Origin of the sequence: Micromonospora sp. NPDC049240 (assembly GCF_040647835.1) — a bacterium.
GTDB lineage: Bacteria > Actinomycetota > Actinomycetes > Mycobacteriales > Micromonosporaceae > Micromonospora.
In genome coordinates this window covers 104,380-126,856 of record NZ_JBEZCX010000012.1, presented here as the reverse complement: position 1 = coordinate 126,856, position 22,477 = coordinate 104,380, and the positions used below count along the sequence as shown (strand labels likewise).

Sequence of the window (22,477 nt, the reverse complement as noted above, 5' to 3'; positions counted from 1 at the left end):
CTATCACGACCTCTGTTCGGTCATCGGGGTGGGGCGGTGGGTGGTGGCTCCGGCGGCAGGCTCGGGGCCAGCCGTCGCAGCGACGCGAACGTCGGCACGAGCGCGTCGTACAGCTCGGAGAAGAGCGGGAGCAGTGCCGCGTACGTGGCGGCGGCGGCGGGGTCGGGGCGGACCGTCTCCTCGATCCGGACCAGGTCGGCGGCGACCTCGACCGAGGGGATCAGGCCGAGCGCCTGCATGCCGAGCAGTGCGGCGCCGAACCCGGAACCCTCGTGCCCGGCCGGGAAGCGCACCGGCATGCCCAACGCGTCGGCCAGGATCTGCCGCCACAGCGGGCTGCGCGCGAAGCCGCCGCTGGCGCGGACCTCGCGGACCTCGTTGCCGGCCGCGCGGACCGACGCCAGGACCAGCGCGAGCTGCTGGCAGACCCCCTCCAGCGCGGCCCGCACCAGGTGGGCGCGGCCGTGGCCGTGGGTCAACCCGACGTACGCGCCGCGCGGCAGCGCGCTCCAGTGCGGCGCCCGCTCGCTGAGCAGGTACGGCAGCATGATCAGCCCGCCGGAGCCGACCGGCGCCTGGGCGGCCAGGCCGAGCAGTTCCTCCTCGGCGTGCTCGCCCAGCTCCGGGGCGAGCGCGTCGTGGGCCCACTGGAGCACGATCCCGCCGTTGTTGATCGCGCCGCCGACCACCCAGCGGTCCTCGGTCAGCGCGTAGCAGAAGACGCCGCCCAGCGGGTCCACGCCGGGGCGTTCCACCATCACCCGCATCGCGCCGCTGGTGCCGATCGAGCAGGCCACCACACCGGGGCGGACCGCGCCGAGCCCGAGGTTGGCCAGCGGGCCGTCGCCGGCGCCCACCACGAGCGGGGTGTCCGCCGGCAGGCCGGTGGCCCGGGCGGCCTCGGCGGTCAGCCCGGGCAGCACGTGCGTGGTGGGGACGAGCTGGGGGAGCTGCTCCTCGGTGATGCCGGCGACGCGCAGCGCCTCGGTGTCCCAGGCCAGCCGGTGGATGTCCATCAGGCCGGTGGCGGAGGCGACCGAGTGGTCGGTGACCAGCGCCTCGGCGAGCCGCCGCAGCACGAGATCCTTGATGCCGACCCAGTGCGACACCCGCTCGTGCAGCTTCGGCTCCTGCTCGGCGAACCAGACCAGTTTGGGTAGCGGCGCCATCGGGTGCACCGGCGTGCCGGTGCGCCGGTGCAGGGCCAGCCCGGACGGCACGGCCCGCAGCCGTTCGGCCTGCGCGCTGGCCCGGGAGTCGGCCCAGGTGATCGACGCGGTGAGCGGGTTGCCGTCGGCGTCCAGCCCGATCAGGCTGTGCATCGCGGTGCTGAACGACAGGCCGGCGACCGGCCGGCCCAACTCGTCGACGACCGCGCGGATCACGCCGAGCACGGCCTGGTAGATGAGGTCCGGGTCCTGCTCGGCCCAGCCCGGGTGCGGCTCCTCCAGCGGGTAGCCGATCGAGTGGCTGGCCAACTGCCGGCCGTCGGTGTCGAACGCGACCGCCTTGCTGCTGGTGGTGCCGATGTCCACGCCCACCACGACGGCCGGGTCGCCCACCGGTGCACCTCCACTCGCCGCCGGGGGCCGCGGACGCCCCGCCCTGCGGCTGACGTTACCGACGTGCCCACCGGCCCGCATGGCGAAGCGGAGTGGCCGTCAATCAACCAAACGGACTAATTAGCGACTTTCGCGTGTCTTCGCGCCCCTGCCCGCCCGTTGTTACCAGTGACACCCCGGTTGGTGGGCTCGCGCGGCGGAGGAGTCGGCGTGGCGATGACTGATTCGACGGGTTCCACATGGCGTTACCGGTGGGCACACCGGCAGAACGAACGGCGGCAGCGGGCCTTCCGCGCGGCCGACGAGGCGTGGCGACGCCGCGACGACGAGCTGCGTCGCCTGCGTACCCTCGCGGTTTCCTTTCACGGCTCGGTGCGGGCCGGCGTGGGCCTGCCGATGGAGCTGGCCCCCGGCGAGGTGGTCTTCTGGACGCTGCCGGCCGCGCAACTGGTCGAGGTGCGGCACACCGCCGTGCTGCCGGCCCCCGAGCTGACCGTCGACCCCGACCCGGCGGTGCTGCGCCCGCGCCGCCCCGAGGGGGTGCGGGTGGTCGACGCCGGGCTGGCCGTGCTCACCAACCGGCGGCTGGTGCTGCTCGGCGGGCGCGGGCGGCGCGACTGGGTGTACGGCCGGATGACCGGGCTGTCCCACGACCCGGCCGCGCCGGTCACCCTGATCCAGGTGCTGGACCGGCGGCGTACCTCGGGGCTGCTGCTGCCCACCGGCGCGGCGGCCGACTTCCGGTTCACGCTCACGCTGGCCTTCGCCGACGCGATCGAGCAGCGCGCCGCGGTCGTCGCCGAGCTGGACGCACTGCTCGACGAGCACGCGGAGTCCCGCCCGCAGCGCCCGGCCGTGCTCACCCCCGGCCAGGCCCGGCCCTCCGCGCTGGTGCCCGGCGGCCGGCGGACCGTCGCGGTGGGCGCGGCGCTCGCGCTGGCCGTGCCGGCGATGCTCGTCGAGTCCAACCCGCCCACCCGGGCCGGGTCGGAACGCGCCGCCGCCGCCACCCCGGCGGCCACCGGCACGCCCGCGCCACCGGTCGTCGCCCCTGCCGTCCAGGTCCGGCCCAGCGCCGACCCGGAACCGCGCCGCACCCGACCCGCGGCGCCGCGCGACGCCGTCCCGCAGCCGGCCACCGAGCGGCGCTGCGGCGCCCCGGTGAACCCCTTCGGGTACGACTTCTGCGGCGGCAACCGGATCCGCAGGCCGGCCGCCGGCGTCTGCGACTGGTTCGAGTGCGTACCCGGGTTCTGGTCCGGTCGGGGCTGGCTGGTCCAGTGCCGGGACGGCACGATCAGCCGGACCGGCGGCCAGCGCGACGCGTGCGCCGACCACCGCGGCCCGCGCCGCACCTTCCGCAGCTGAGGTGTAAGGCGGGGCCCCCTGTTAACGCTTCCGGTATAGGCGGGGCCCCCGGTTAACACCCCGGGCGCGCAGCGGCAGCAGGCCGGCCAGGACCAGCGCGGCGCCGACCGGCAGCAGGTCCAGGTTCACCGCGATCGCCACGAACCCGACCAGCACCAGCACCGGCGCCCACACCGGCAGCAGCCGCGCCGCCGCCGCGCGGTAGAGCAGCACCAGCAGACCCACCTCGAACAGCGCCGGCCCGCCGACGAGCACCACTCCGGGGGTGTCCACCGCGTCGGCGAAGCGTGGGAACAGGTCACCGAGGATCACCCAGACGAAGGCGGCGGCACCGACCAGGCCGGCCAGCGCGGCCACGTCGTCGAGCGTCCGCAGCCGGCCCGACGGGGTACGCAGCAGGCCGTGCAACCCGACGATCAGCGCGGCGAACCCGAGCACGCCGAACAGGAACAGGGTGTGCCCGGTGTTCCACGCCCAGGCGCCCTTGTCGCTGTGCCCGTCCAGGCGGTCGAGCAGGCGCAGCAGCCCGTAGCCGAGCAGCAGCAACGCGGCGGTCACCGCGACCGGCCGCAACCAGCGGTACGCGGGAGGAGTCCGGGAATCGAGAAGGCTCATTGCCCCAGCGTGTCCGCCGCCCGTCGCCGGGACATCCGGGAGCCGCCCCGCAGCGCTCCCGGATCAATCCGCTCGCCTCCCGTAGGGGTGCTCGGTTAGCGTCCGGCCGTGTCCCGCACCGTGACAGTGGTCCTGGTCGACGCCGCCGGTCGGCCGCTCGGCGCGCTGCCTCCGTTCGGCGTGCCGGACCCGTGGTGGCAGCAGGTCGCGTCGATCGTCGACGGCGTCCGCCACCGGCACGGCGTCGACGTGGCCGTACTGCGGCTGCTCGACGCCGACCGCCCGCACCCACCCGGCGGCCACGTCCGCTACCTGGCCCAGCTCACCGGGGCCTCGGCCGCCGTCGCGGCGCCCGTCATGCCCCTGGAGCCGGTCGCGGTGGACCTCGCACCGCACCCGCTGCGCCAGCCGTGGGCGGAGCCCGGCGGCCCGGCCCGCAGCGTGGCCTGGGCCACCGACGAGCTGCGCCGCCTCGGTCGCCCGGTGACCGCCGTGGCGCAGCAGCGCACCTGGAACCTCTCCGCGATCTGGCGCCTGGACACCCCACCGGGCCCGGCGTGGCTGAAACAACTCCCCCCATTCGCCCACCACGAACCCGCCGTCCTGACCTGGCTGACCACCCTCCCGCTCCCCGCCTCCCTCACCTCCCCGGTCGATCAGGGAGTTCGCGTCGCCGGAGAGCTCGACGGAGACGCGAACTCCTTGGTCGACGACGCCGGGGTCGGGCCGGGGGTGCTGGCGGTGGGTGGGGAGGGGCGGGTGCTGGTGGAGGACGTGCGGGGGGAGGACCGGTACGGGGCCGGGGAGGCGGAACTGGCCGGCATCGCGGCGGCGCACCACGCGGTGCAGGTGCGCGCCGTGGGGGCGGCGGGTCGGCTGGTCGCGGACGGCGTACCCGACCTTCGCGGGGTGCGGCTGGGTGGGTGGATCCGGAGGTGGCTGGCGGGGCACGACGTGTCGGCCGCCGCGGAACTGCTCGACGGGCTCGACGAGCGGCTACGGCAGGTTCGCGACTGCGGGCTGCCCGACACGCTCGTGCACGGTGACCTGCACCCCGGCAACGTCCGCGGCGACGGCACCCGGCGCGTCGTCCTCGACTGGGCGGACGCGTTCGTCGGCCATCCCGCGTTCGACGTCCTGCGTCTGGCCGAGGGCCTGGCCGCGCCGGCCGCCGCCCGGCTGATCGACGCGTGGGCCGACCGGTGGCGGGCCGACGCGCCCGGTTGCGACCCGCACCGGGCGGTCGACCTGCTCCGGCCGGTCGCGCCGCTGCGGCTGGCCGCCGCGTACGCGATGTTCCTCGCCGGCATCGAGCCGAGCGAGCACCCCTACCACGCACTCGACGTGCCGGCCGCGTTGGCGCGGGCCGCCGCCGAGGCGCGCCGCTAGACCCGGCGTACCGGGATCCACAACTCCGCGTCGGCGGTGCCGCCGCCCTCGGCGATCCGCACCCGGGAGATCTCCGGCCCGGGGCGGATCTCGTACGGGTTGGACGGGAACCACTGGGTGAACACGTCCCGCCAGAGGTGCTGCAACGCCTGCGGGAACGCGCCGGAGCTGCGGAAGACCGCCCAGTCGCCGGCCGCCACCGGCAGGGTGTCCAGGTCCGCCGGCACCGGGCCGCCGGTCACCACCGCGTGCCAGTAGTCCAGCTCGGTGCCCTCCGCGCGCGACCCGGCCAGGTCGTCGCTGACGTTGACGATGCCGCCCGGCTCCTGGTCGGACAGCGCCTCGATCCGGCGTACGGTGTCCGGGTCCACGCTCTTGACGAACGCCACGATGTGCGGGTTCATCCCCTCGTGGACCAGCGGCACCCGGGCCTTCCGGCCGGCGAGGTGGCAGGCGCCCTTGGTCACGATCCGGTAGTCCATGCTGCTGCTTCCTTCGACGACGAGCCGGAACGACATCCGGGGCTGTGACCGCAGCACCGCACCGGTGCGCCGTGCCTGCGCCGGGCCGACGCCGTGCACGGACCGGAACGCGCGGGCGAACGCCTCGTTCGACCCGTAGCCCCACCGGATCGCCACGTCGAGCAGCGACTCCCGGTCGGCGAGCACGTCGGCGCCGGCCAGCGTGAGCCGGCGACGGCGCACGTACTCCGACAGCGGCATCCCGGCCAGCGCCGAGAAGAGCCGCCGGAAGTGGTGCTCCGACGTGCAGGCGACGCGGGCCAGCGCGGCCACGTCGAGCGGCTGGTCGAGCCGTTGTTCGAGGTGGTCCATGGCCTGGTTGAGCCGATCCAGCACCGGATGCTCCTTCCTGGGTTCGCCCTCGACGCCATGGTTCCGGCTGCCCGTGACCCCGCCCCCACCGGCCCCCTCCCGGTCGGCTGAGCCGCCACTGGCGGGGGTGTCGCATCATGGCCTCGTGATCATGCGGAAGCGACACCACAAGAAGAAAAAGCACCGGGACTGGTGCGACTGCGACTGCGATCTGCTCGACTGTGACGGTCCGGGCTGCTGCGACCTGGGGCTCTTCTCGACGCTGCTCACGCTCGGCTCGGTGACCGCCGGCCTGGTGCGGACGCCGGCCGTGGACCGGGCCGGCCGGGCCGCCATCCTCGGCTACCGACGCTGGCTGTCGCACCGCTGGCCGGGGACCTGCCGTTTCACGCCGACGTGCAGCGCGTACGGGCTGGCCGCGGTGGAACGGCACGGCCTCTCGGTGGGGGGCCGGATGGCCGCCGACCGGGTCCGCCGGTGCCGCCCCGACGTGCCGCGCGGCACCCACGACCCGCTGCGCTGACCGTCGGCCGGCACGCGGTCAGGGAACCGACGTGGGGCCGCCGAAGACGACCGGGACGCCGGGGGAGTGCAGCACGCTCACCGGCGGCCCGTCCGGCGCGGGCAGGCCGGCGGCGGTGACCAGCTCGTCGTCCAGGTGCAGCAGTTCGGCGCGGTGCAGCGGCCACCGCGGATGCCAGTTCGGCAGGTGCCGGGTGCGCCCGTACGCCCGGGTGTGCAGGCCCCACCGCGCGGTGAGGAAGTGCTCCAGCGGCGTCGGCTCGGGGATCGGCGCGCCGACCCGGACGGTCATCCGGCTGGCCGCGCCGGCCGGGCCGGGCCAGCGCCGCCGGCAGTGGTAGGTGAGCGTGTCGCCGGCCCGCTCCAGCCGCATCGCCGACCACTTGTAGGGCAGGCGCAGGCTGAGCTGGGCGACCAACACCGGCACCAGCCGGGACGCGTCCAGCGAGCGGAACACCACCGCCCGCCGGCCGGCGCCGTCAACCGAGTAGAGCCGCACGTTGGTCTCGGCGAACGTGCCGAAGTAGGGCACGCCCGGCCCGCGGCCGAACCCCAGCCCGACCATCCGGAAGCCGATCAGCCCGACGTAGCTGAGCCCGTCGAGCGTGTCGGGACGGGTGCCGGCCGGCAGCAGCGGCGCGACCCGCTCCGGCGGCACCGCCCAGTGCAGGAACGTGAGATCGTGCCAGCGTTGCGCCAGCCAGGCCCGACGGATCGCGCGTGCGGGCGCGTGCTCGACCGGTTCGATCTCCACCCGACCATCCTGCCTCCCGCCGGGCCGGCGGGTCACTCCGGCCGGTGACAGACCGCCTCGACGTTGTTGCCGTCCGGGTCGCGGACGAACGCGCCATAGTAGGCGGCGTGGTATTCCGGCCAGACCTTCGGCGCGTGCAGCACCTCGGCACCGGCCGCCACCGCCGCGTCGTGGAACGCCTGCACGGCCGCCCGGTCGGGCGCGGTGAACGCGATGTGCAGCGGCGCCGGGGCGGCGTCGGCCGGCGCGGGCTCGACCCAGAAGTCGGGCGTGTCGACGCCGTAGCCGATCGGCCCGGGCTCCATGATCCGCCGGCCGCCCAGCGGGGCGAGGACCGTGTCGTAGAAGGCGCCGCTGGCCGCCAGGTCGCGCACCGCTACGGAGAAGTGGTCGAGCACGTCGCCTCCCTGTGATCGTCGAGAACCCCGCCAGGCTACGAGCCCACTACGACACTTCCCGGGCGTTCGGGCGCCGCACTCCCGCCCGTACGCCGGGCGGCACGCCGCCGCCGGGCGGTGTCCACGCCGACGAGCAGGCCGGGCAGCGCGCCGAGCAGCCAGATCACGCCCACCGGCCAGTGGATCAGCGCGCCCACCGCGCCCCGGATCCGCGGCTCGTCGCCGACCACGTAGGACGCCTCCGGATCCGACGTGCGGCAGGTCAGCGTCCACGCCCCGGCCGCCGGCAGCCGGACCGAGGCGACCCAGGCGTAGCTGGCGGCATCCCCGCCGTAGCCGCCGGGCGGCACCCGGACCGGTTCCGCCACCCGGACCGCCGCGCCCGCGCCGGTGAGCCGGCAGTCCGGGGCCGCCGGTGAGAGACCCACCCCGAAGATCGCGTACGCCCCGGGCGCCGGCACCGTGACCCGCCCGGCCGACGTGGCGTAGGGGCCCGTGCCGCCGTACTCCCTCGGGGGTTCCCCGACCGTGCTGCCCTCGGCGCCGAGCCGGACCGCGGACTGCGCCAGCAGCGCCCCGAACACGACGGCGAGCGCGCCGACCAGGTAGCCGCGCCGCGACGGCGGCCGGTCCCGGCGGGGCAGGCGCGCGCCGGCGGCGTACCCGGTCAGCGCGCCGGCCACCGCGAGCGCCAGGCCACCGAGCAGCGCCTGCCCCCAGCGAGCCTCGCCGGTCAGTGGCACCACCCAGCGGAAGAACGCCAGTGACGCGCCCAGCAGCACGGCCGTGAGCGGAGTGGCGACGGCCACCGCGAGCGCGGGGCCGGCGACGCCGCGGCGGCGGGGCTGACCGGCCGCTACCAGGGCGGCGAGCACCGGCGACGCCAGCACCGGCCACCACAGCGCGGCGGTGAGCGGCGGGTCCTCCTCCCACCGGTGGGTCCACTCGAAGAAGATCAGCGGGACCGGCACGGTCGCCAGCAGCCACGCCGCCAGGACGCCCGGACCGGGCCACCGAACGCTCATCCACCGATCCTCGCACGCCGTTCATCGACGCAAGGGCGCGTGCCGTCCGAAAAGGATTGGTCACTGACGGTAGGATGCTGGCGAGACAGTCGAACTCCACGGGGGAAACGATGTTCGAGCGACTGGGCAGGTTCGTCGTCGGCAAGGCGTGGTGGGTGATCGGCGGCTGGGTCCTCGCCGCGATCGCCGTGGTGGTCACCAGCCCGTCGTTGAGCGACATCACCTCGGCCGACCAGGAGAGCTTCCTGCCGCGCTCCTACGAGTCGGTGCGGGCCACCGAGTTGGGTGCCAGGGCGTTCCCGCAGGCGGCCACCGCCACCGCCACCATCGTGGTCAAACGCGGCGACGGCACGCCGCTCAGCGCGGCCGACGAGGCGCGCGTCGGGCAACTCGCCGCCGCGCTCAAGGGGCGGGACATCCCGCAGACCTCCGGCTACCTGACCGGCCCGCCGGCCGTCGCGCCGGACCGGTCCGTGCAGATCATCTCCGTCGGTCTCGACGCCGAGAACCCGGGCGACCCGAAACTGCTCGACGCCGTACGCGACCTGCGCGCCGCGCTCGGGCCGGACCTGGCCGGCAGTGGCCTGACCGCCGGGGTGGCCGGCGACGTGGCCAGCTTCGTCGACAACGAGGACACGTTCAACTCGGCATTCGCGATCGTCGGCGTCGCCACCATCGTCCTGATCATCGGGCTGATTCTGATCATCTTCCGCAGCCCGATCGCCGCGCTGCTGCCGGTCGTGGTGATCAGCGTGGTCATGTCCGTCACCACCGGGCTGGTCGCCGCCGCCGGCAAGGCGTTCGACCTCAACGTCAGCCAGGACCTCCAGACCATCCTGCTGATCGTGCTGTTCGGCATCGGCACCGACTACATCCTGTTCCTGCTGTTCCGCTACCGCGAACGGCTGCGCGCCGGCGACGACAAACGCACCGCGATGATCGTCTCGGTGCAGCGGGTCGGCGAGGTCATCACGTCCGCCGCCGGCGCGGTCATCGTCGCGTTCCTGGTGCTGCTGCTCGCCTCGCTCGGCTTCTTCGGCTCGCTCGGCCCGGCGCTCGCCATCGCCGTCGGCGTCATGCTGATCACCTCGCTGACGCTGATCCCGGCGATCGTGTCGCTGCTCGGCCGCTGGGTGTTCTGGCCGTCGAAGGCGTGGCAGCGCCAACCGAAGGCGACGCTGTCCCGGCGGCTCGGCGCCGCCGTCGGCCGCCGACCCGCCGTGGTGGCCGCCGCGTCCGGCGCGCTGCTCGTCGCGCTCGCCGCCGGCGTGCTCAGCTACCAGGCCGACTACGACTTCAGCGCCGGCTTCCCGCAGGACACCGAGTCGGCACGGGCCGCCAAGGACCTTCAGCGCGGCTTCGCCGCCGGCGCGCTCGCGCCCACCGAGGTCTACCTGACCACCGGCAACGGCACCCCGCTCACCGACCAGCAGGTGAACGCGTTCGCCGCCGCGTCGGCCGACGCGCCCGGCGTGGCCCGGGTGCAGCCGGCCGAGCGCAGCACCACCGACCCGAGCGTCGCCCGCATCAACGTGCTGCTCGACGAGAACCCGGTCTCCAACGAGGCGATCGCCCTGGTCCGCGACGACCTGCGGGACGCGTTGCACGCCAAGGCCCCGCAGGGCACGAAGGCGCTGGTCGGCGGCCCGACCGCGATCTTCGCCGACATCAACTCGGCCAACAACCGAGACCTGTCGGTGATCCTGCCGGTCGCCGCCGCCCTGATCGCGCTCATCCTCGGGCTGCTGCTGCGCAGCCTCGTCGCGCCGGTCTACCTGGTGATCGCCGTGCTGCTCAACTTCGCCGCCACGCTGGGCGCGACCGTCTACCTGTTCCAAGGGCTCCAGGGCAAACCCGGCGTCACGTTCCAGCTCCCGATCATCCTCTATCTGTTCGTGGTGGCGATCGGCACCGACTACAACATCCTCATGATCGCCCGGCTCCGCGAGGAGGCCCGCGAGGGCCACGAACCGCACCGGGCCGCCGCCATCGGCGTGGAACACGCCGGCCCGACCATCGCCGCGGCCGGGCTGATCCTCGCCGGCACGTTCGGGGTGCTGATGCTCGCGCCGATCTCGTTCCTCCAGCAGATGGGCTTCGCGGTGGCGATCGGGATCGTGCTGTCCGCGTTCGTCATGTCGATGTTCTTCGTGCCGGCGCTGACCGGGCTGATCGGGCACCAGGCGTGGTGGCCGGGGCACGGCGACGAGCGGCGCGACGGCGGCCGACCGGCCGAACCGGAGCCGGCCACCGTCGACGTCGGGTAGCCGGCCGGGTCATGCCTCGCCGGGGCGGACCAGCCCACTCTCGTACGCGATCACCACGAGCTGGGCGCGGTCACGGGCGGCCAACTTCTGGAGCAGCCGGCTCACGTAGGTGCGCGCGGTGTCCGGGCTGAGGAACAACGCCGCCCCGATCTCCGCGTTCGACCGCCCGGTGCCCACCTGCGCCAACACGTCCCGCTCCCGGGCGGTGAGCCCGGCCAGCCGCGCCGGGTCGGCCACCGGCGAGCGGGCCGCCGCCGCCAGCACCCGACGGGTGACGGCGGGGGAGAGCAACGCGTCCCCGCCGGCCACCACCCGCACCGCGTCCCGCAGCGCGTCCGGCGGGGTGTCCTTGAGCAGGAAACCGGCCGCCCCGGCGCGGATCGCCTCGAACAGGTACTCGTCGTCGTCGAACGTGGTCAGCACCACCACCTGCACGCCGGCCAGCGTCGGGTCGGTCAGGATCCGCCGGGTCGCCGCCAACCCGTCCCCGCCCGGCATCCGCACGTCCATCAGCACCAGGTCGGGCCGCTGCTCCCGCACCACCGCGACCGCGCCGACGCCGTCGCCGGCCTCGCCCACCACCACGATGTCCGGCGCGCGTTCCAGCAGCGCCCGCAGCCCGGTCCGCACCAGATGCTGGTCGTCCACCACGACCACGCGCACCGGGTTCACGCGGCGACCCGCGCGAGCGGCAGGTCCGCGTACACCCGGAAGCCGCCGGCCACGACGGCGCCCGCCGCGACCGTGCCCCCGAGCAGCGCGACCCGCTCCGCCATGCCCCGCAACCCCTGGCCGGCGCGGCCCGGCGACCCGCCGCGACCGTCGTCGACGACCTCCACCGTCAACCGGCCCGGCGTCGCCCGCACCGCGACCGTGACCCGGCCGGCCCCGGCGTGGCGCACCACGTTCGTCAACGCCTCCTGCACCACCCGGTAGACCGTGCTGCCCACGACCGCCGGCAGCGCCGCCACCGGCCCGTCGACGCGCAGCTCCACCGCCAACCCACCCCGGCGGACGCCGTCGACGAGCGCCGGGAGCTGCGCGAACCCGGGCGCCGGCTCGTGCCGGCCCGGCTCGCGGCGCAGCGTGCCAAGCGTCGCCCGCAGCTCCGCCATGGCGCTACCGCTCACCGCGTGGATCGCCGCCAGCGCGGTCTCCGCCCGCGCCGGCGCAGAATCGGCAAGCGCCTCCCGCGCCACCGCCGACTGCAACGTGACCACCGACATGGTGTGGCCCAACGTGTCGTGCACCTCGCGGGCGATGCGCAGCCGCTCCGCCTCCACCTGCCGCGCTGCCTCCCGGCGACGGTCCTCGGCCGCCGTCGCGGCCTGCCGGTCCAGCGCCGCCCGCAGCGACCGCCGGTTGCGCACCGCGTCCCCGAGCGCGATCACCGCCAGCATCAGCGCCGCCTCCGACCCCAACGCCGCCCCCACCACCACCGCGACGTCGTCGCCCTCGACCAGCCGGGCGGTCACCGACACCGCCAGCAGTCCGCCGGCCACCAGCGCGGCCGGCAGCACCCGCCCCCGCTCCGCGACCCGGTAGAGCACCGCGGCGGCCGGCGCGGCCACCCCGAGCGGCGGCAGGTCCAGCGCGTAGTACCCGAGGATGCCGACCGCCGTGGCCACCAGCGCCGGCAGCGGCCACCGCCGCGCGCACCACACCAGCGCGGCGAACCCGACCCCGAACGCGCCGGCTACCGTCGCCACGCCCGGCGCTGTCGGCTCCGTCGCCACGGCCACCACGACCAGGCCGAGCGTGGCCGCCGCGAGCAACGCGTCGGCGCGGGTCAGCGAGAAGTCCGGCACGGCCCCGAGCCTAGGTCCGCGCGGCCTTCCGGCGCTGCCGCCCACAGGCGTCAGGGACACCCCCAAGGTGTACGCCGAGAGGCGACAACCGCTCACGCGGCTACGCGGACGACGCCAGACGGTCGCCGCCCTAGCGTCGATGGCGTCCCCTTCAGATGAGGAGAACCGTCGTGTCCCGCACCAAACTGACGTGGCTCGCGCTGATCGTGATGGTCTGGGCGGCGATGCTGTCGTTCGGCGGGGTGGCCGCCGAGACCGTCATGCTCTACCCGAACATCTTCAACGACCCGCCCGCCTCGCTCGACCGCGCCCGCGCGTTCCTGGTCGACGGCGGCCCGCACGACTACTTCCCGCCGCTGGGCGCTTCCGTCGTGCTGAGCAGTCTTGCCGCGACGCTGCTCACCTGGCGCGATCGCCGGCTGCGCTGGTGGGTCGCCGGTGCCACCGTCGTCTTTGTCGCCTGCGAGTTCCTGTTCTCCGCGGTGTTCTTCTGGCCGCGCAACGAGATCATGTTCGTGGACCCGCCGGGGACGCACTCGCCGGAATACCTGCGGCAGGTGGCCTCGGAGTTCGTCGCGGGGCACTGGGTGCGGTTCGCGGGTGGGGCGGTGACGGCCGGGTTGGCGTTCGTCGCGCTGCTGCGGTTCGTCCGCTCGACCGCGCCGGCGGTGGTCGAGCGATGAGCGCCCGTCGTACGCTGCTGGGCCGCTGGTGCCCGCGCCACGAACCCGTGGTGGCCCCGGCTGAGGGGTCACCCGCTGTCCAGGCGGGGCTTCCCTCTTTGGGGCCTTTAGAGCTGAGTCGAAGGTGATATCACGCGGCGATGGCGCGGGCGGCGGCGTACATGTCAGCGGGTAGCGGACACTCCAGCTCCCACAAAATCCGCATCGGTCGTTCCCCGCTGTGCTTCTGGTAGATCATCGGCCCGGCGTACAGGTACGGCGGCGCACCCAGATCGCGGTCGGCAACCCGCGTCTCCCGCACGAACAGGTGCACCGTCGAACCCTGCGCGACGTGGTTGACGTACCGCCGCCCGGTTGCCGACGCCGCCGATGTGGTGCTCTGCGACTCCCACTGGAACAACCGGTCGGTGATGGCCCGGTCCGCATACAGGGTGGTGGGGGAGTAGTGCTCCGCCGACTTGACCAGCGTGACGAAGAAGAGATCGGCCCGTTCGTCCGGCAACCACTTCACGCCCTCGCGCAGCGATCCCGGGTTCGCCATGCCGAACGCCGCGCACGCCTCGTTTCGGCTGTAGCGGGCGTGTACCCGCAGCGGCACCCGCTCCGAGGCCGGCCGCTCGGTGACGCGGTGAATCCGATCGCGCAGCACGTCGGCCACCTGCTGTAGCTCCGCGCAGCGCGCCGGCTGCGCCCAGAGCCGCTTGAGCCGGGCGTCGCGCTCGGTCAGCGGCACCGCCGGCCCCCACAGGCTGAAATGCAGCATGTCGAGCAGCCGCCCCGACGGCGGCTGCTGGCCGGCCGCCACTCGACCAATCAGGTCCAGCCGATCGACGTCGTCGACATGCAGCATCCGCCCGATGGCCCGACCAAGGTCGCGGTCGTCTGGGTCGCCGCCCGATGCGTCGAGCCCGGCCAGGCGTCGCAGCCCGGCCCAACCGCCGAGGTTCGCCGACCGGTAGACATCCTCGATCTCCAGGCCGGTCTCGTGCAGGAAGTCAGACAGGCTGACGTCGCCGAGCTGCCGCAGCTCCGCCACCAACGCGTTCTTCGATGTGGGGAGCGCCGACTTCAGGTTGGCGAGCACGATGTCCTTCGCCACCCGGTCCAACTCGATGTGGCAGCCGCTGGGAAGGGACGGGAAGTCCTCGCGGACGGCGGATTCGACGGCCCGTCGGCTGACGCCGGCCAATGCCCGCCAGCGCAGGTCGAAGCGGAAGTTGGCGTGTTGGCCGCCGATGAAGTCGAGGACGGTCAGGCACGGCTTGTCGTCGTCCAGCCGCAGTCCTCGACCGAGTTGTTGCAAGAAGGTCGTGGCGCTCTCGGTGGGCCGCAGCATGAGGATCGTGTCGACCATCGGCAGGTCGACGCCCTCATTGAACAGGTCGACCGTGAACAGCGCCCGCAGCTCCCGCTTCCGGAAGCGGTCGATCAGCGCGTGCCGCTCGACGCGGTCAAGCGTCGACGTCACGGCCGCTGACGGCACGCCGTGTCGGGTGAACCAGTCGGCCATGAACTCGGCGTGCCCGATGCTGACGCAGAAACCGAGCGCCCGCATCCGCCCCACGTCGGCGATGCGGTTGACCGCCTGCAGGATGAGCCGCGCCCGAGCGTGGTTGCCGGTGTAGACGCCATCCAAGTCGCCCTTGTCGTAGCCCTGCCCGCGCTTCCACCGCACCCGCGTCAGGTCCACCTCGTCGTGCAGCCCGAAATACTGGAACGGCGCGAGCAACTGCCGCTCCAACGCCTCCCACAGGTGCAACTCCACCGAAGCGCGACCGTCGAACCACCGGCGCACATCCCCGCCGTCGCTGCGGTCGGGCGTCGCGGTCAATCCCAGGAGTACGCGCGGCCGAAGCCGCTCCAACAGGCTCGTGTACGTCGGCGCTTCGGCGTGGTGGAACTCGTCGACGATCACCATGTCGTACGCCTCGGGGTCGATCTCCTGCCGGTGCAGCGACTGGATCGACGCGAACACGTGCTTCCAGCCGTCCGGCCGGTCGCCGCCCACCAGGGTTTCGCCGAAGGTGCCGTCGCCCATCACCTGGCGGAACACGGACCGGCTCTGCCGCAGGATCTGCTCCTGATGCGCGACGAAGAGCAGCGAGTCGACTTGCCCCGCCCGCTGGAGCCGGCGGTAGTCCAACGCCGCCACCACCGTCTTGCCGGTGCCGGTCGCCATCACCACCAGGTTCCGCCAGCGCCCGTGCACCAGTCGCTCGGCGTCGAGATCGTTCAGGACCTCCTGCTGGTACGGGAACGGCCGCACGTCGAGGTTCGCGATCTCGGTCGGTGCCTCGCCGGCGCGCTCCCCGTGCAGCGCGACGCGCAGCCGCTCGGCGTCCTGCGCCGGGTCGTACGCCTCGAACGCCGAGTCGTTCCAGTAGTCGGCGAACGTGGCTTCGAACGTGTCGATGACGTGCGGCTGTTCCAGATTCGAGATGCGCACGTTCCACTCCACGCCGTCGACAAGCGCGGCCTTCGACAGATTGGACGAGCCGACGTACGCGGTGGTGGTGCCGTTGGTGCGCCGGAACAGCCACGCCTTGGCGTGCAGGCGGGTGGTTCGCGTCTCGTAGGAGACCTTGACCTCGGCGCCCAACTCCACGAGCCGGTCCAGGGCGCGCTGATCGGTGGCGCCCAGGTACGTGGTCGTGATGACGCGTACCCGGCCGCCTCGGTCGATCAGCTCCCTGATCGCCGGCTCGATGATGCGCAAGCCGTGCCACTTGATGAACGCGCAGAGCAGGTCGACCGCGTCCGCCGACGCCATCTCGTGGCTGACCTCGTGCCCGATCCGCGGCTGGTGCCGACCGTTGACCAGGAGCGCGCCGGTGGAGAGCGGCGTGGCGGGGCGCGTCGGGAAGACCGGCGCGGCCGGTGGGACGGGAGGGGCGGCGATGGCGTGCAGGAGGCGCTGAGTATCGGCCACCTGGTCGTCGGTGGTGACGGCACGAGGTTCGGCCTCAGCGATGTGTGCCGCGATGCGGTTCGCCAGGTCCACCTGTCGGGCCAGCTTGTTGTCGCCGCCGCCGACCGCCAGCAGTGCTCGCCGGGTGAGAGCCGCGATGTGCCGAGCCAGCACGTCGTGTGCGTCAGCGGGTTCGAGCTTCTCGTGTTGGACGCGGTGACTTTCGATGTTCCGAAGCCGCGTAGCCAATTCTTGCGTGATCAGGTGCTCATAGAGGCCGCTTTCGAGATCCATTAGCTCGCACGATAGCTACCGTCCCGAAGTGCTTCGCAGAGCTGTCGGCTCCATGACACTTGTCGCCGAAGCGATGGGGATGAGAGCCGCTAAGCGAGTAACCCGGCTCGTTGTGCTAGCGGACGTAGCCCTGGTGTCGCTGCTCGCCTTTCCTTGGTCATCAGGTCGAGCAGGATCGCCCGTGCTTGAACGTTCGCATGTACCTGCTCGGCGGCTACCCGCTCGGCTTCGAGCAGGTGCAGCACCGTAGTGGACCTGTCCGCCGACGATATGTACGCGGCTGCGGCCAGGTCGATGTGCACCTGCGCCCGCCGCCCGACGATGACGGGCGGCAGCCGTGAGGTGTCGAGGCGCGATCCGACTTCTAAGGCGTGCTCGGCCTTCCGGGACCGGACGGCGGCGGAGACGGAATGGATGGCCACGTTCGTCGGGCCGAAGGCCGTCCAGAGCCGGTTCCGTTCCGCGCCGAGGTCGGCTGCCAGCCGCTCGGCCCGCGACAGGTACTGGGCAGATTCCTTCGTGTCGTCCTGCCCGGCCGACATGACGGCGGCGAGAAGGAGCAGGGCCCCCTGTGCTGACAGCAGGTCGGGATCGGCCGTCGGGTTGCCGGCGGCGAGGTGGTCGATGCTGCTGCGCGTGATCTCCTCGGCTTCACCCGCTCGGCCGGGCATCCGCAGGAGGCCGCATGCGGCCTGGTACGCCGCGATCGCCACGAGGGCCTGGTCGTCGCTGATTCTCGCGGCGGTCGCTGCTCGGTCGGCACTGAGCAGCGCGGTTTCTCCGTCGCCGACCTTGGCCGCGAGCTTGGCTGCCGCGAGGTAGCCGGCGGCGAGCAGGCGGAACGCATCCCTGGTTTGGGACCCCGAGGGGTGGTTGGTCAGTTCGGTTGCCTGGCGCAACACGTCGGGCAGCAGGCGGGCAGCAGACGAGTAACTCGCCCGTTGGTAGAGATCGTGGACTCGCCGGACGGACCGTCGAAGCTGGGCGAGGGACTGGGCTGGCTGGGCCGGCGGCATGAGGTAGTCGGTCAGGAAGCTCCGCACGCCACTCAAAAGCTCTGGCCGGGCAGCACTCGCGCTGCTGGCGTCGTGGTCCTGAGTCCCGTCTCCCATAGCCTGCCCTCGGCGCTTGGCCACCGACACGTCGGCGAGCATGTCGTCGACTTGTTCGAGCGTAACGCCCAACGCGAAGGCGATCCGGGTTCTGTGCCAGGGGTGCGGATCAGTCTCGGCGTTCTCCCACCTCACCACCGTGGACCGCTCCACGCCCAGGATGTCGGCCAAGCGCTCCTGGCTGTATCCCAGGGCCTTCCGGCGCTGGCAGAACCGGTGCCGCTTCAACGCCATGCTCGGCCTCCCTCCGCTCTGTCGTCAATGTAGTCACAGCGCGTCGAACTGGCGGGGCGGCGTATGCCTCATTTCTGCGCCATACGGGCTCCTTCGGCGCTGTAGTTCCGCGTCTCTTCTCGCTCGAAGCTGGTGACACGGCCCGGGGCGGGTGCTGGCTCCGGCGGTGCCGCGCTCCCGATCGTGGCGTTACCGCCGCTCCCGCCCGCCCCGGCGCCGCTACCCGACACCCCGATTCCGGAGGCGCCCACCGATGCCCGCCGTACCCGTCGACTTCCCCACCCTGACCCCGGTCGCCGCCCCCGACCCGTCGACCGTGCGCGCCCCAGCGCCGGCAAGTCACCCCACGTCCGTCCCGTACCCGTGCCACCCGGGACACGCGACGGCGCACGCGGCCGGCGCGGGGTGGCTGTCGTGATCGACGAGACGGCGGGTCGGTTCTGGGCAGCGATGCAGGACCGCTGCCCGGGTCAGCTACCCGAGCGGGACGCCGCGCTGCTGCACGCCACCCTGCTGCGCCTGCTGAACGGCGGCGAAGACCGGTCGGCGCGCCTGGCGTCGCTGCGGGTGCTCGGCTGCGCGTACCGCGATCTCGGTTGGCGGCCCTGGCACGCGGCGGCGCTCGGCGGCGCGTTGCTGGCCGTGCCCGGTGTACGGTGGCGGCGGGTGTGGCGGCTGGTCGAGCGGACCGCGGCCCGGGTGGGTGACGGCCCGGCCTGGTGGCCGGCCGAGGTGGTCGACCACGACCGCGCCGCCGAGGGCGTCGCGGCGCTGACGGTACGCCCGTGGCGGCGGCTGCCGCACCGGCCCGGCCAGGCGGTGCCGGTGTGTACGCCCCGCCACCCTGGACGGTGGCGGTGGCTGTCGCCGGCCAACGCGCCGCGTGTGGACGGCACCGTCGAGTTCCATGTCCGCGCCGTGCCCGGTGGGTCCGTCTCCGGCAGCCTGGTCCATGAGGTACGCCCCGGCGAGCTGCTCCACCTCGGCGCGCCCGCCGATTCCGGGCTGGAGTTGGCCGGTGGGGACGACGATCTGCTGTTGGTGGCCGGCGGCACCGGGCTGGCGCCGCTGCGGGCCCTGGTCGAACAGGTTGCCGGCGCATCGACTCGTCGGCGGGTGACGCTGATCGTCGGCGCGCGCACCTTCACCGACGTGTACGACGCGATCGCGTTGGACAAGCTGCAACAGGCCCACGACTGGCTGAGGATCGTGCCGGCGTTCTCCGACGACCCGGACGCCGAGCCGGCCGAGCAGGGCACCGCGATCGGCCTGGCGATCCACCACCACCGGCCCGGCCAGCACGTGTACGCGTGCGGGCCGCCCGCCATGCTCGCTGCCGCCCGCCGCTGGCTGCCCATCGCCGGCGTGCCCGCCGACCGTCTGCACCTGCCCACGCTCGGGCCGCGATGACGGCCGGCCGCCGCATCGTGAACATCGAGAATCGACGTGCCGAATGTGCACTCCGCAATTGGCAGTCGGAAAGAATCGGCGCTGGAAATTCCACGGCATCCGGTCATCGATTGCGCGGCGGCGAAAATATCGGCATGACGACAGGGTGTGTCCGCCACCACCCCTGGTGATCAGGGAAGATGCCTTTCTATTCTGGTTGGACAGAGGGGATTATCAATGTCCAGCGGGGGTGGGGAATGGCGTTTTCGCGTGCGTACCGAATGGTTTCGGCTGCCGTCCTCGGCGTTTTCCTGATCATTTCCGGCGGGCCTGCGCCGGGGATGGCGGCGGCGAAGCGGGAGATGACCGACTACCTGGCGGCGCACCCGGGTGGGGTGCCGGTGACCGCCAACGAGATCAGCTATGGCGACGGCGCGGTGCTGGTCACACTGCGCGCGCCCGCCGGCACCTATGCGCTGGCCGACTGCCCCCGGGGCTGGTTCTGTTTCTACGACCGGCCCAACTTCGGCTATCCCCGGGGGAAGCTCTCCGACTGTGGTCGGCAGAACCTCGCCACCTGGCAGTGGCAGTTCCGGATCGGGTCCGCGCACTACAACATGTCCAGCGGATCGGCGACGTTCTACTACAACGACACCGCGTTGTTCAGCGTCGGCCTCAGTAACCCGGTCCGCACCGACGCCGCGCCCTGGCGGGACTGGGCCAACTATGTCAGCCGTCGCTGTTGACCGTCGTCAGGTCGACGCACGGCGGATCACCGATGGAGTCGGTGCGGGCGCTGGTCAGGAACAGGTAGTAGGCGAGCAGGTGGTCGTCCGCGCTGGTCTTGATGTGGCCGAGCAGTCGGCCGGTGTCCTCGTCGAACAGGAGCGTCTCCTGCTGGCCCGCGGCATTCGTCGCACTGATCGCGTACCCGTAACGGTCGGCGCGGTCGGCGAAACGGCCTCGGTGGACGATGCCGTCCGTCCCGGCCAGCAACCTCAGTAGCGTCGCGCGCTGCGGGGCGGTGAGCGGCCGGAACTGGTAAATCCAGGCGACCAGCTCCAGCGTGCCGGCTGCGTTGCGCAACGCTGGCGGTTTCTTCCGCAGCAGCGCCTCGACCTGCCCGCGCAACTCCGTCAGATCCTCCGCCGGGTCCGGCGGCACGTCGGTCAGCTCACCCCGGTCATAGCGGGAAACCCGCGGCCGCGACCGCCGACCGTCGTCGACCGCGAGGACGGTACGCCGGCCGGACCGCTCGCCGGTCCACCAGAGCCACTCCTCCTGGTAGCGCATCAGGTCGTCCGAGCCGAGCGCGAGATCCTCCGGCGACCACACCCGCAGGCAGGTGAACGCGTACCGGCCCCGGCTCGGCGTCTCCGACAGCCCCGCCGTCCGGTCGGCGATCTGGTCGAGCTTGGTGCCCGGGTCCACCGGCTCCGACGGCACCGGGTCGCGGGGGCCGCCGCGGCTGGGCTGCGTCTCGCGGCTGGACGGCGGCACCGTCACCGGCGGCCGGACGTCCCGGTCCGAGGTGCTCCCGGGGGCGAGTTGCACCACGAGACTGCCGCCGAGCGCGGCGAGGACGGCCACGGTGAGGCGGCGCCTTCCGACCCCGCCGGCCGAGCGCCGGGCGCGTGGGTGCCGTACGCCGTTGGTCAGGTCGTCGGCGAGGGGCCGCCCGATGTTCCGGTGTGCCGGCCGTTCGGCCTGGTCGGGGTCGATGCCTGTGGGAGCGGCGTTGCGGGGGTGACCTGTCTCGATTCGGTGCCGTCCCGGTGTGCCCGGACCGTGCCACCGGGCCGGGGGCATGTCATAGGTGGGCGTGTTGGTGCGCCAGGACGGGTCGATCGGCGTGGGCAGCGGCGCGTCCTGGGCGGCGGCAGCGGTCGGGGGAGTCAGTCCGCTGTGGTATTCCCGGCGGTACGCCTCCGCCGCGTGCGCGGCCAACCGTAGGCACCACCAGCGGCCCTCCCGGCCGAGGCTGTCGAAGGTGGTGGCGGTGAGCGCCCGGGCGATGAGCGACAGCCGGTACTGCCTGCGCCACTCCGACCGCCAGTTCCCCGGCTTGGTGTACTCCATCCCGGCGTCGTGGGTGAGACGCACGAGCTGGGCCAGCGCCGGGAGCAGTCGGGTCGGGGCGTCCTGGTCCGGTCGGATCAGGTGGTCCCGCAGGGCGTCGGCCTGGTCGGTCGGCAGCCCTCGGGGTGACGTCTCGTCCGGCCCGGGCGGGGGCGCGACCCAGCGGAGGGCGATGGACACCAGCAGGGCGACCGGGTCGCGGGTCACCGGCGCCCCGCTCTCGTAGGACTCGAAGTCGATGACGGTGAACCTGCCCGGGTCGAGAACTCCCTCGGTGGTAACCGGGATCAGCAGGTTGCCCCCGTGCAGGTCGCCGTGGGCGAACCCGCGGACATAGTGGATGCGGGTGTCGCCGAAGGGGCCCCCACCCTCGGCCAGCCGCAGCGGGTTCGGCAGCGTCGCGCCGTCGATCCGCACCCAGTCCTGTTCCGCATCGCGTAGCCCGAGTTCGTGGAGAGCGGAGCGGATCGCCGACAGCGACGCCGTCGTCGTCACCTCACGGTGGAGGTACTCCCGCGCGGTGCTGGCGGCGGTGGAGGGCCGGCCAAGCTTCGGCGGGCGGTTCCAGCCCGTCAGGAGGCCGGCGAGCACCTTCCGGAAGACGCGGACGAGATCGCCGTCGTCCGTGATCTCGTCGATGGTGACCACCCGGTCGCCGCCATTGGCAACGTCCTGAAAGGAGAGATGACGGCCGTCGCCGACCGGATGCCAGCCGTAGTGCTCCTCGACCATGTGCCGCTTCGCGAAACCGGGGGCGTCCGCTCTCGCCTGGGCGTGCCGGCTCGGTTCCGGCCGGCCCGTCCCGCCCGGTACATGCACCTTGACCAGCAACTTGCGGTCGTCGGTGCGCCCGGGGCCAGCGGGGCGCTCCTGCTTGACGATGAACAGGTAGGCGTTGGTGTAGCCGCGCATCGGGCGGTCCTGCGGCAGCACCTCGACGGTGCCCCCGCCGGCGCCGGCGGGCCAGCTGTGCAGCGCTTGTCGTACGGGTTCGTCCCGCTCGAGCCACTTCGGTGTGGCGTCGGAACCGTCTTTCATGGTCGTCGTTGAACCTTCTGGCGTGGAGGGATGTCGGGGGTTCGGTCGTCCGGGTGGGCCCGCCGAGGGGAGGCGCACTGGTGAGTGCCGGCTCAACTTACATGAATTCTCGCGAAGTGGTCACTAACTCGCGCCTCAGGATGAAAGCCTACTTATCGGTAGTTCAACGATTACCGAGAAGGCGCGTCGGGTCACCACA

Annotated in this window: 18 protein-coding genes; 7 read left to right on the top strand and 11 right to left on the bottom strand. The window is 73.1% G+C overall.

The features are described 5' to 3' along the window. Positions 1 to 20: 20 nt before the first annotated feature. Complete coding sequence (locus AB0B02_RS19975) at positions 21 to 1,562, bottom strand: gluconokinase (RefSeq protein ID WP_357302274.1); 1,542 nt, start codon at positions 1,560 to 1,562, stop codon at positions 21 to 23. Positions 1,563 to 1,772: 210 nt separating this feature from the next. Between AB0B02_RS19975 and AB0B02_RS19970 the strand changes: the two genes are divergently transcribed. Beyond that, a complete protein-coding gene (locus tag AB0B02_RS19970; protein WP_281943890.1) occupies positions 1,773 to 2,930 on the top strand; it encodes a hypothetical protein in 1,158 nt (385 codons plus the stop codon). 21 nt (positions 2,931 to 2,951) lie between these two features. Here AB0B02_RS19970 and AB0B02_RS19965 read toward each other — a convergent pair whose 3' ends face one another. Beyond that, a complete protein-coding gene (locus AB0B02_RS19965) occupies positions 2,952 to 3,545 on the bottom strand; it encodes a hypothetical protein (RefSeq protein WP_281943888.1) in 594 nt (197 codons plus the stop codon). A 108-nt stretch (positions 3,546 to 3,653) separates the two neighbouring features. Between AB0B02_RS19965 and AB0B02_RS19960 the strand changes: the two genes are divergently transcribed. Then, complete coding sequence (locus AB0B02_RS19960) at positions 3,654 to 4,934, top strand: aminoglycoside phosphotransferase family protein (RefSeq protein WP_357302269.1); 1,281 nt, start codon at positions 3,654 to 3,656, stop codon at positions 4,932 to 4,934. Here AB0B02_RS19960 and AB0B02_RS19955 read toward each other — a convergent pair. Beyond that, positions 4,931 to 5,791, bottom strand: coding sequence for an AraC family transcriptional regulator (locus tag AB0B02_RS19955; protein ID WP_357302266.1), 861 nt, complete (start codon positions 5,789 to 5,791; stop codon positions 4,931 to 4,933). The genes AB0B02_RS19960 and AB0B02_RS19955 overlap by 4 nt on opposite strands. A 127-nt stretch (positions 5,792 to 5,918) precedes the next feature. On the opposite strand from AB0B02_RS19955, the gene yidD reads away from it, so the two are divergent. After that, entirely contained in the window at positions 5,919 to 6,290 is a 372-nt protein-coding gene (gene yidD / locus AB0B02_RS19950) for a membrane protein insertion efficiency factor YidD (RefSeq protein ID WP_357302536.1), read from the top strand. An 18-nt stretch (positions 6,291 to 6,308) separates the two neighbouring features. On the opposite strand, the gene AB0B02_RS19945 is transcribed toward yidD, so the two are convergent. Genes AB0B02_RS19945 through AB0B02_RS19935 form a run of 3 tightly spaced genes read right to left on the bottom strand, consistent with a single transcriptional unit; the run spans position 6,309 to position 8,466 of the window. Beyond that, complete coding sequence (locus AB0B02_RS19945) at positions 6,309 to 7,043, bottom strand: DUF2071 domain-containing protein (protein ID WP_357302263.1); 735 nt, start codon at positions 7,041 to 7,043, stop codon at positions 6,309 to 6,311. 32 nt (positions 7,044 to 7,075) lie between these two features. Beyond that, entirely contained in the window at positions 7,076 to 7,441 is a 366-nt protein-coding gene (locus tag AB0B02_RS19940; protein WP_357302259.1) for a VOC family protein, read from the bottom strand. A 35-nt stretch (positions 7,442 to 7,476) separates the two neighbouring features. Further along, positions 7,477 to 8,466, bottom strand: coding sequence for a hypothetical protein (locus tag AB0B02_RS19935; protein ID WP_357302256.1), 990 nt, complete (start codon positions 8,464 to 8,466; stop codon positions 7,477 to 7,479). A 110-nt stretch (positions 8,467 to 8,576) separates the two neighbouring features. Between AB0B02_RS19935 and AB0B02_RS19930 the strand changes: the two genes are divergently transcribed. After that, on the top strand, positions 8,577 to 10,733 hold the full coding sequence (locus tag AB0B02_RS19930) for an MMPL family transporter (RefSeq protein ID WP_357302253.1): 2,157 nt from the start codon (positions 8,577 to 8,579) through the stop codon (positions 10,731 to 10,733). Positions 10,734 to 10,742: 9 nt separating this feature from the next. Here the strand turns inward: AB0B02_RS19930 and AB0B02_RS19925 are convergent, their stop codons facing one another. After that, positions 10,743 to 11,405 (bottom strand): response regulator transcription factor, encoded by a 663-nt coding sequence (locus AB0B02_RS19925; RefSeq protein WP_357302250.1) that lies wholly within the window; start codon positions 11,403 to 11,405, stop codon positions 10,743 to 10,745. Further along, a complete protein-coding gene (locus AB0B02_RS19920; protein WP_357302245.1) occupies positions 11,402 to 12,541 on the bottom strand; it encodes a sensor histidine kinase in 1,140 nt (379 codons plus the stop codon). Before AB0B02_RS19920 ends, AB0B02_RS19925 begins: the two co-directional genes overlap by 4 nt. Before the next feature lie 170 nt (positions 12,542 to 12,711). Between AB0B02_RS19920 and AB0B02_RS19915 the strand changes: the two genes are divergently transcribed. Then, positions 12,712 to 13,224, top strand: coding sequence for an anthrone oxygenase family protein (locus AB0B02_RS19915; RefSeq protein ID WP_357302242.1), 513 nt, complete (start codon positions 12,712 to 12,714; stop codon positions 13,222 to 13,224). A 130-nt stretch (positions 13,225 to 13,354) separates the two neighbouring features. On the opposite strand, the gene AB0B02_RS19910 is transcribed toward AB0B02_RS19915, so the two are convergent. After that, positions 13,355 to 16,426 carry a DUF3427 domain-containing protein gene (locus AB0B02_RS19910; protein WP_357302239.1) on the bottom strand — a complete coding sequence of 1,024 codons (3,072 nt, stop codon included), beginning with the start codon at positions 16,424 to 16,426 and terminating at the stop codon, positions 13,355 to 13,357. Between the two features lie 89 nt (positions 16,427 to 16,515). Then, complete coding sequence (locus AB0B02_RS19905; protein ID WP_357302234.1) at positions 16,516 to 17,772, bottom strand: helix-turn-helix transcriptional regulator; 1,257 nt, start codon at positions 17,770 to 17,772, stop codon at positions 16,516 to 16,518. A gap of 414 nt (positions 17,773 to 18,186) precedes the next feature. Here AB0B02_RS19905 and AB0B02_RS19900 point away from each other — a divergent pair, with 414 nt between their 5' ends. Together AB0B02_RS19900 and AB0B02_RS19895 are read left to right on the top strand one after the other, a co-directional pair. Continuing rightward, entirely contained in the window at positions 18,187 to 19,182 is a 996-nt protein-coding gene (locus AB0B02_RS19900; RefSeq protein WP_357302231.1) for an FAD-binding oxidoreductase, read from the top strand. A 341-nt stretch (positions 19,183 to 19,523) separates the two neighbouring features. After that, positions 19,524 to 19,907 carry a peptidase inhibitor family I36 protein gene (locus AB0B02_RS19895; protein WP_357302227.1) on the top strand — a complete coding sequence of 128 codons (384 nt, stop codon included), beginning with the start codon at positions 19,524 to 19,526 and terminating at the stop codon, positions 19,905 to 19,907. On the opposite strand, the gene AB0B02_RS19890 is transcribed toward AB0B02_RS19895, so the two are convergent. Further along, positions 19,891 to 22,278, bottom strand: a complete 2,388-nt coding sequence (locus AB0B02_RS19890; RefSeq protein ID WP_357302224.1) for a hypothetical protein — start codon at positions 22,276 to 22,278, stop codon at positions 19,891 to 19,893. The two genes, AB0B02_RS19895 and AB0B02_RS19890, sit on opposite strands and share 17 nt — an antisense overlap. Between the last annotated feature and the right edge of the window lie 199 nt (positions 22,279 to 22,477).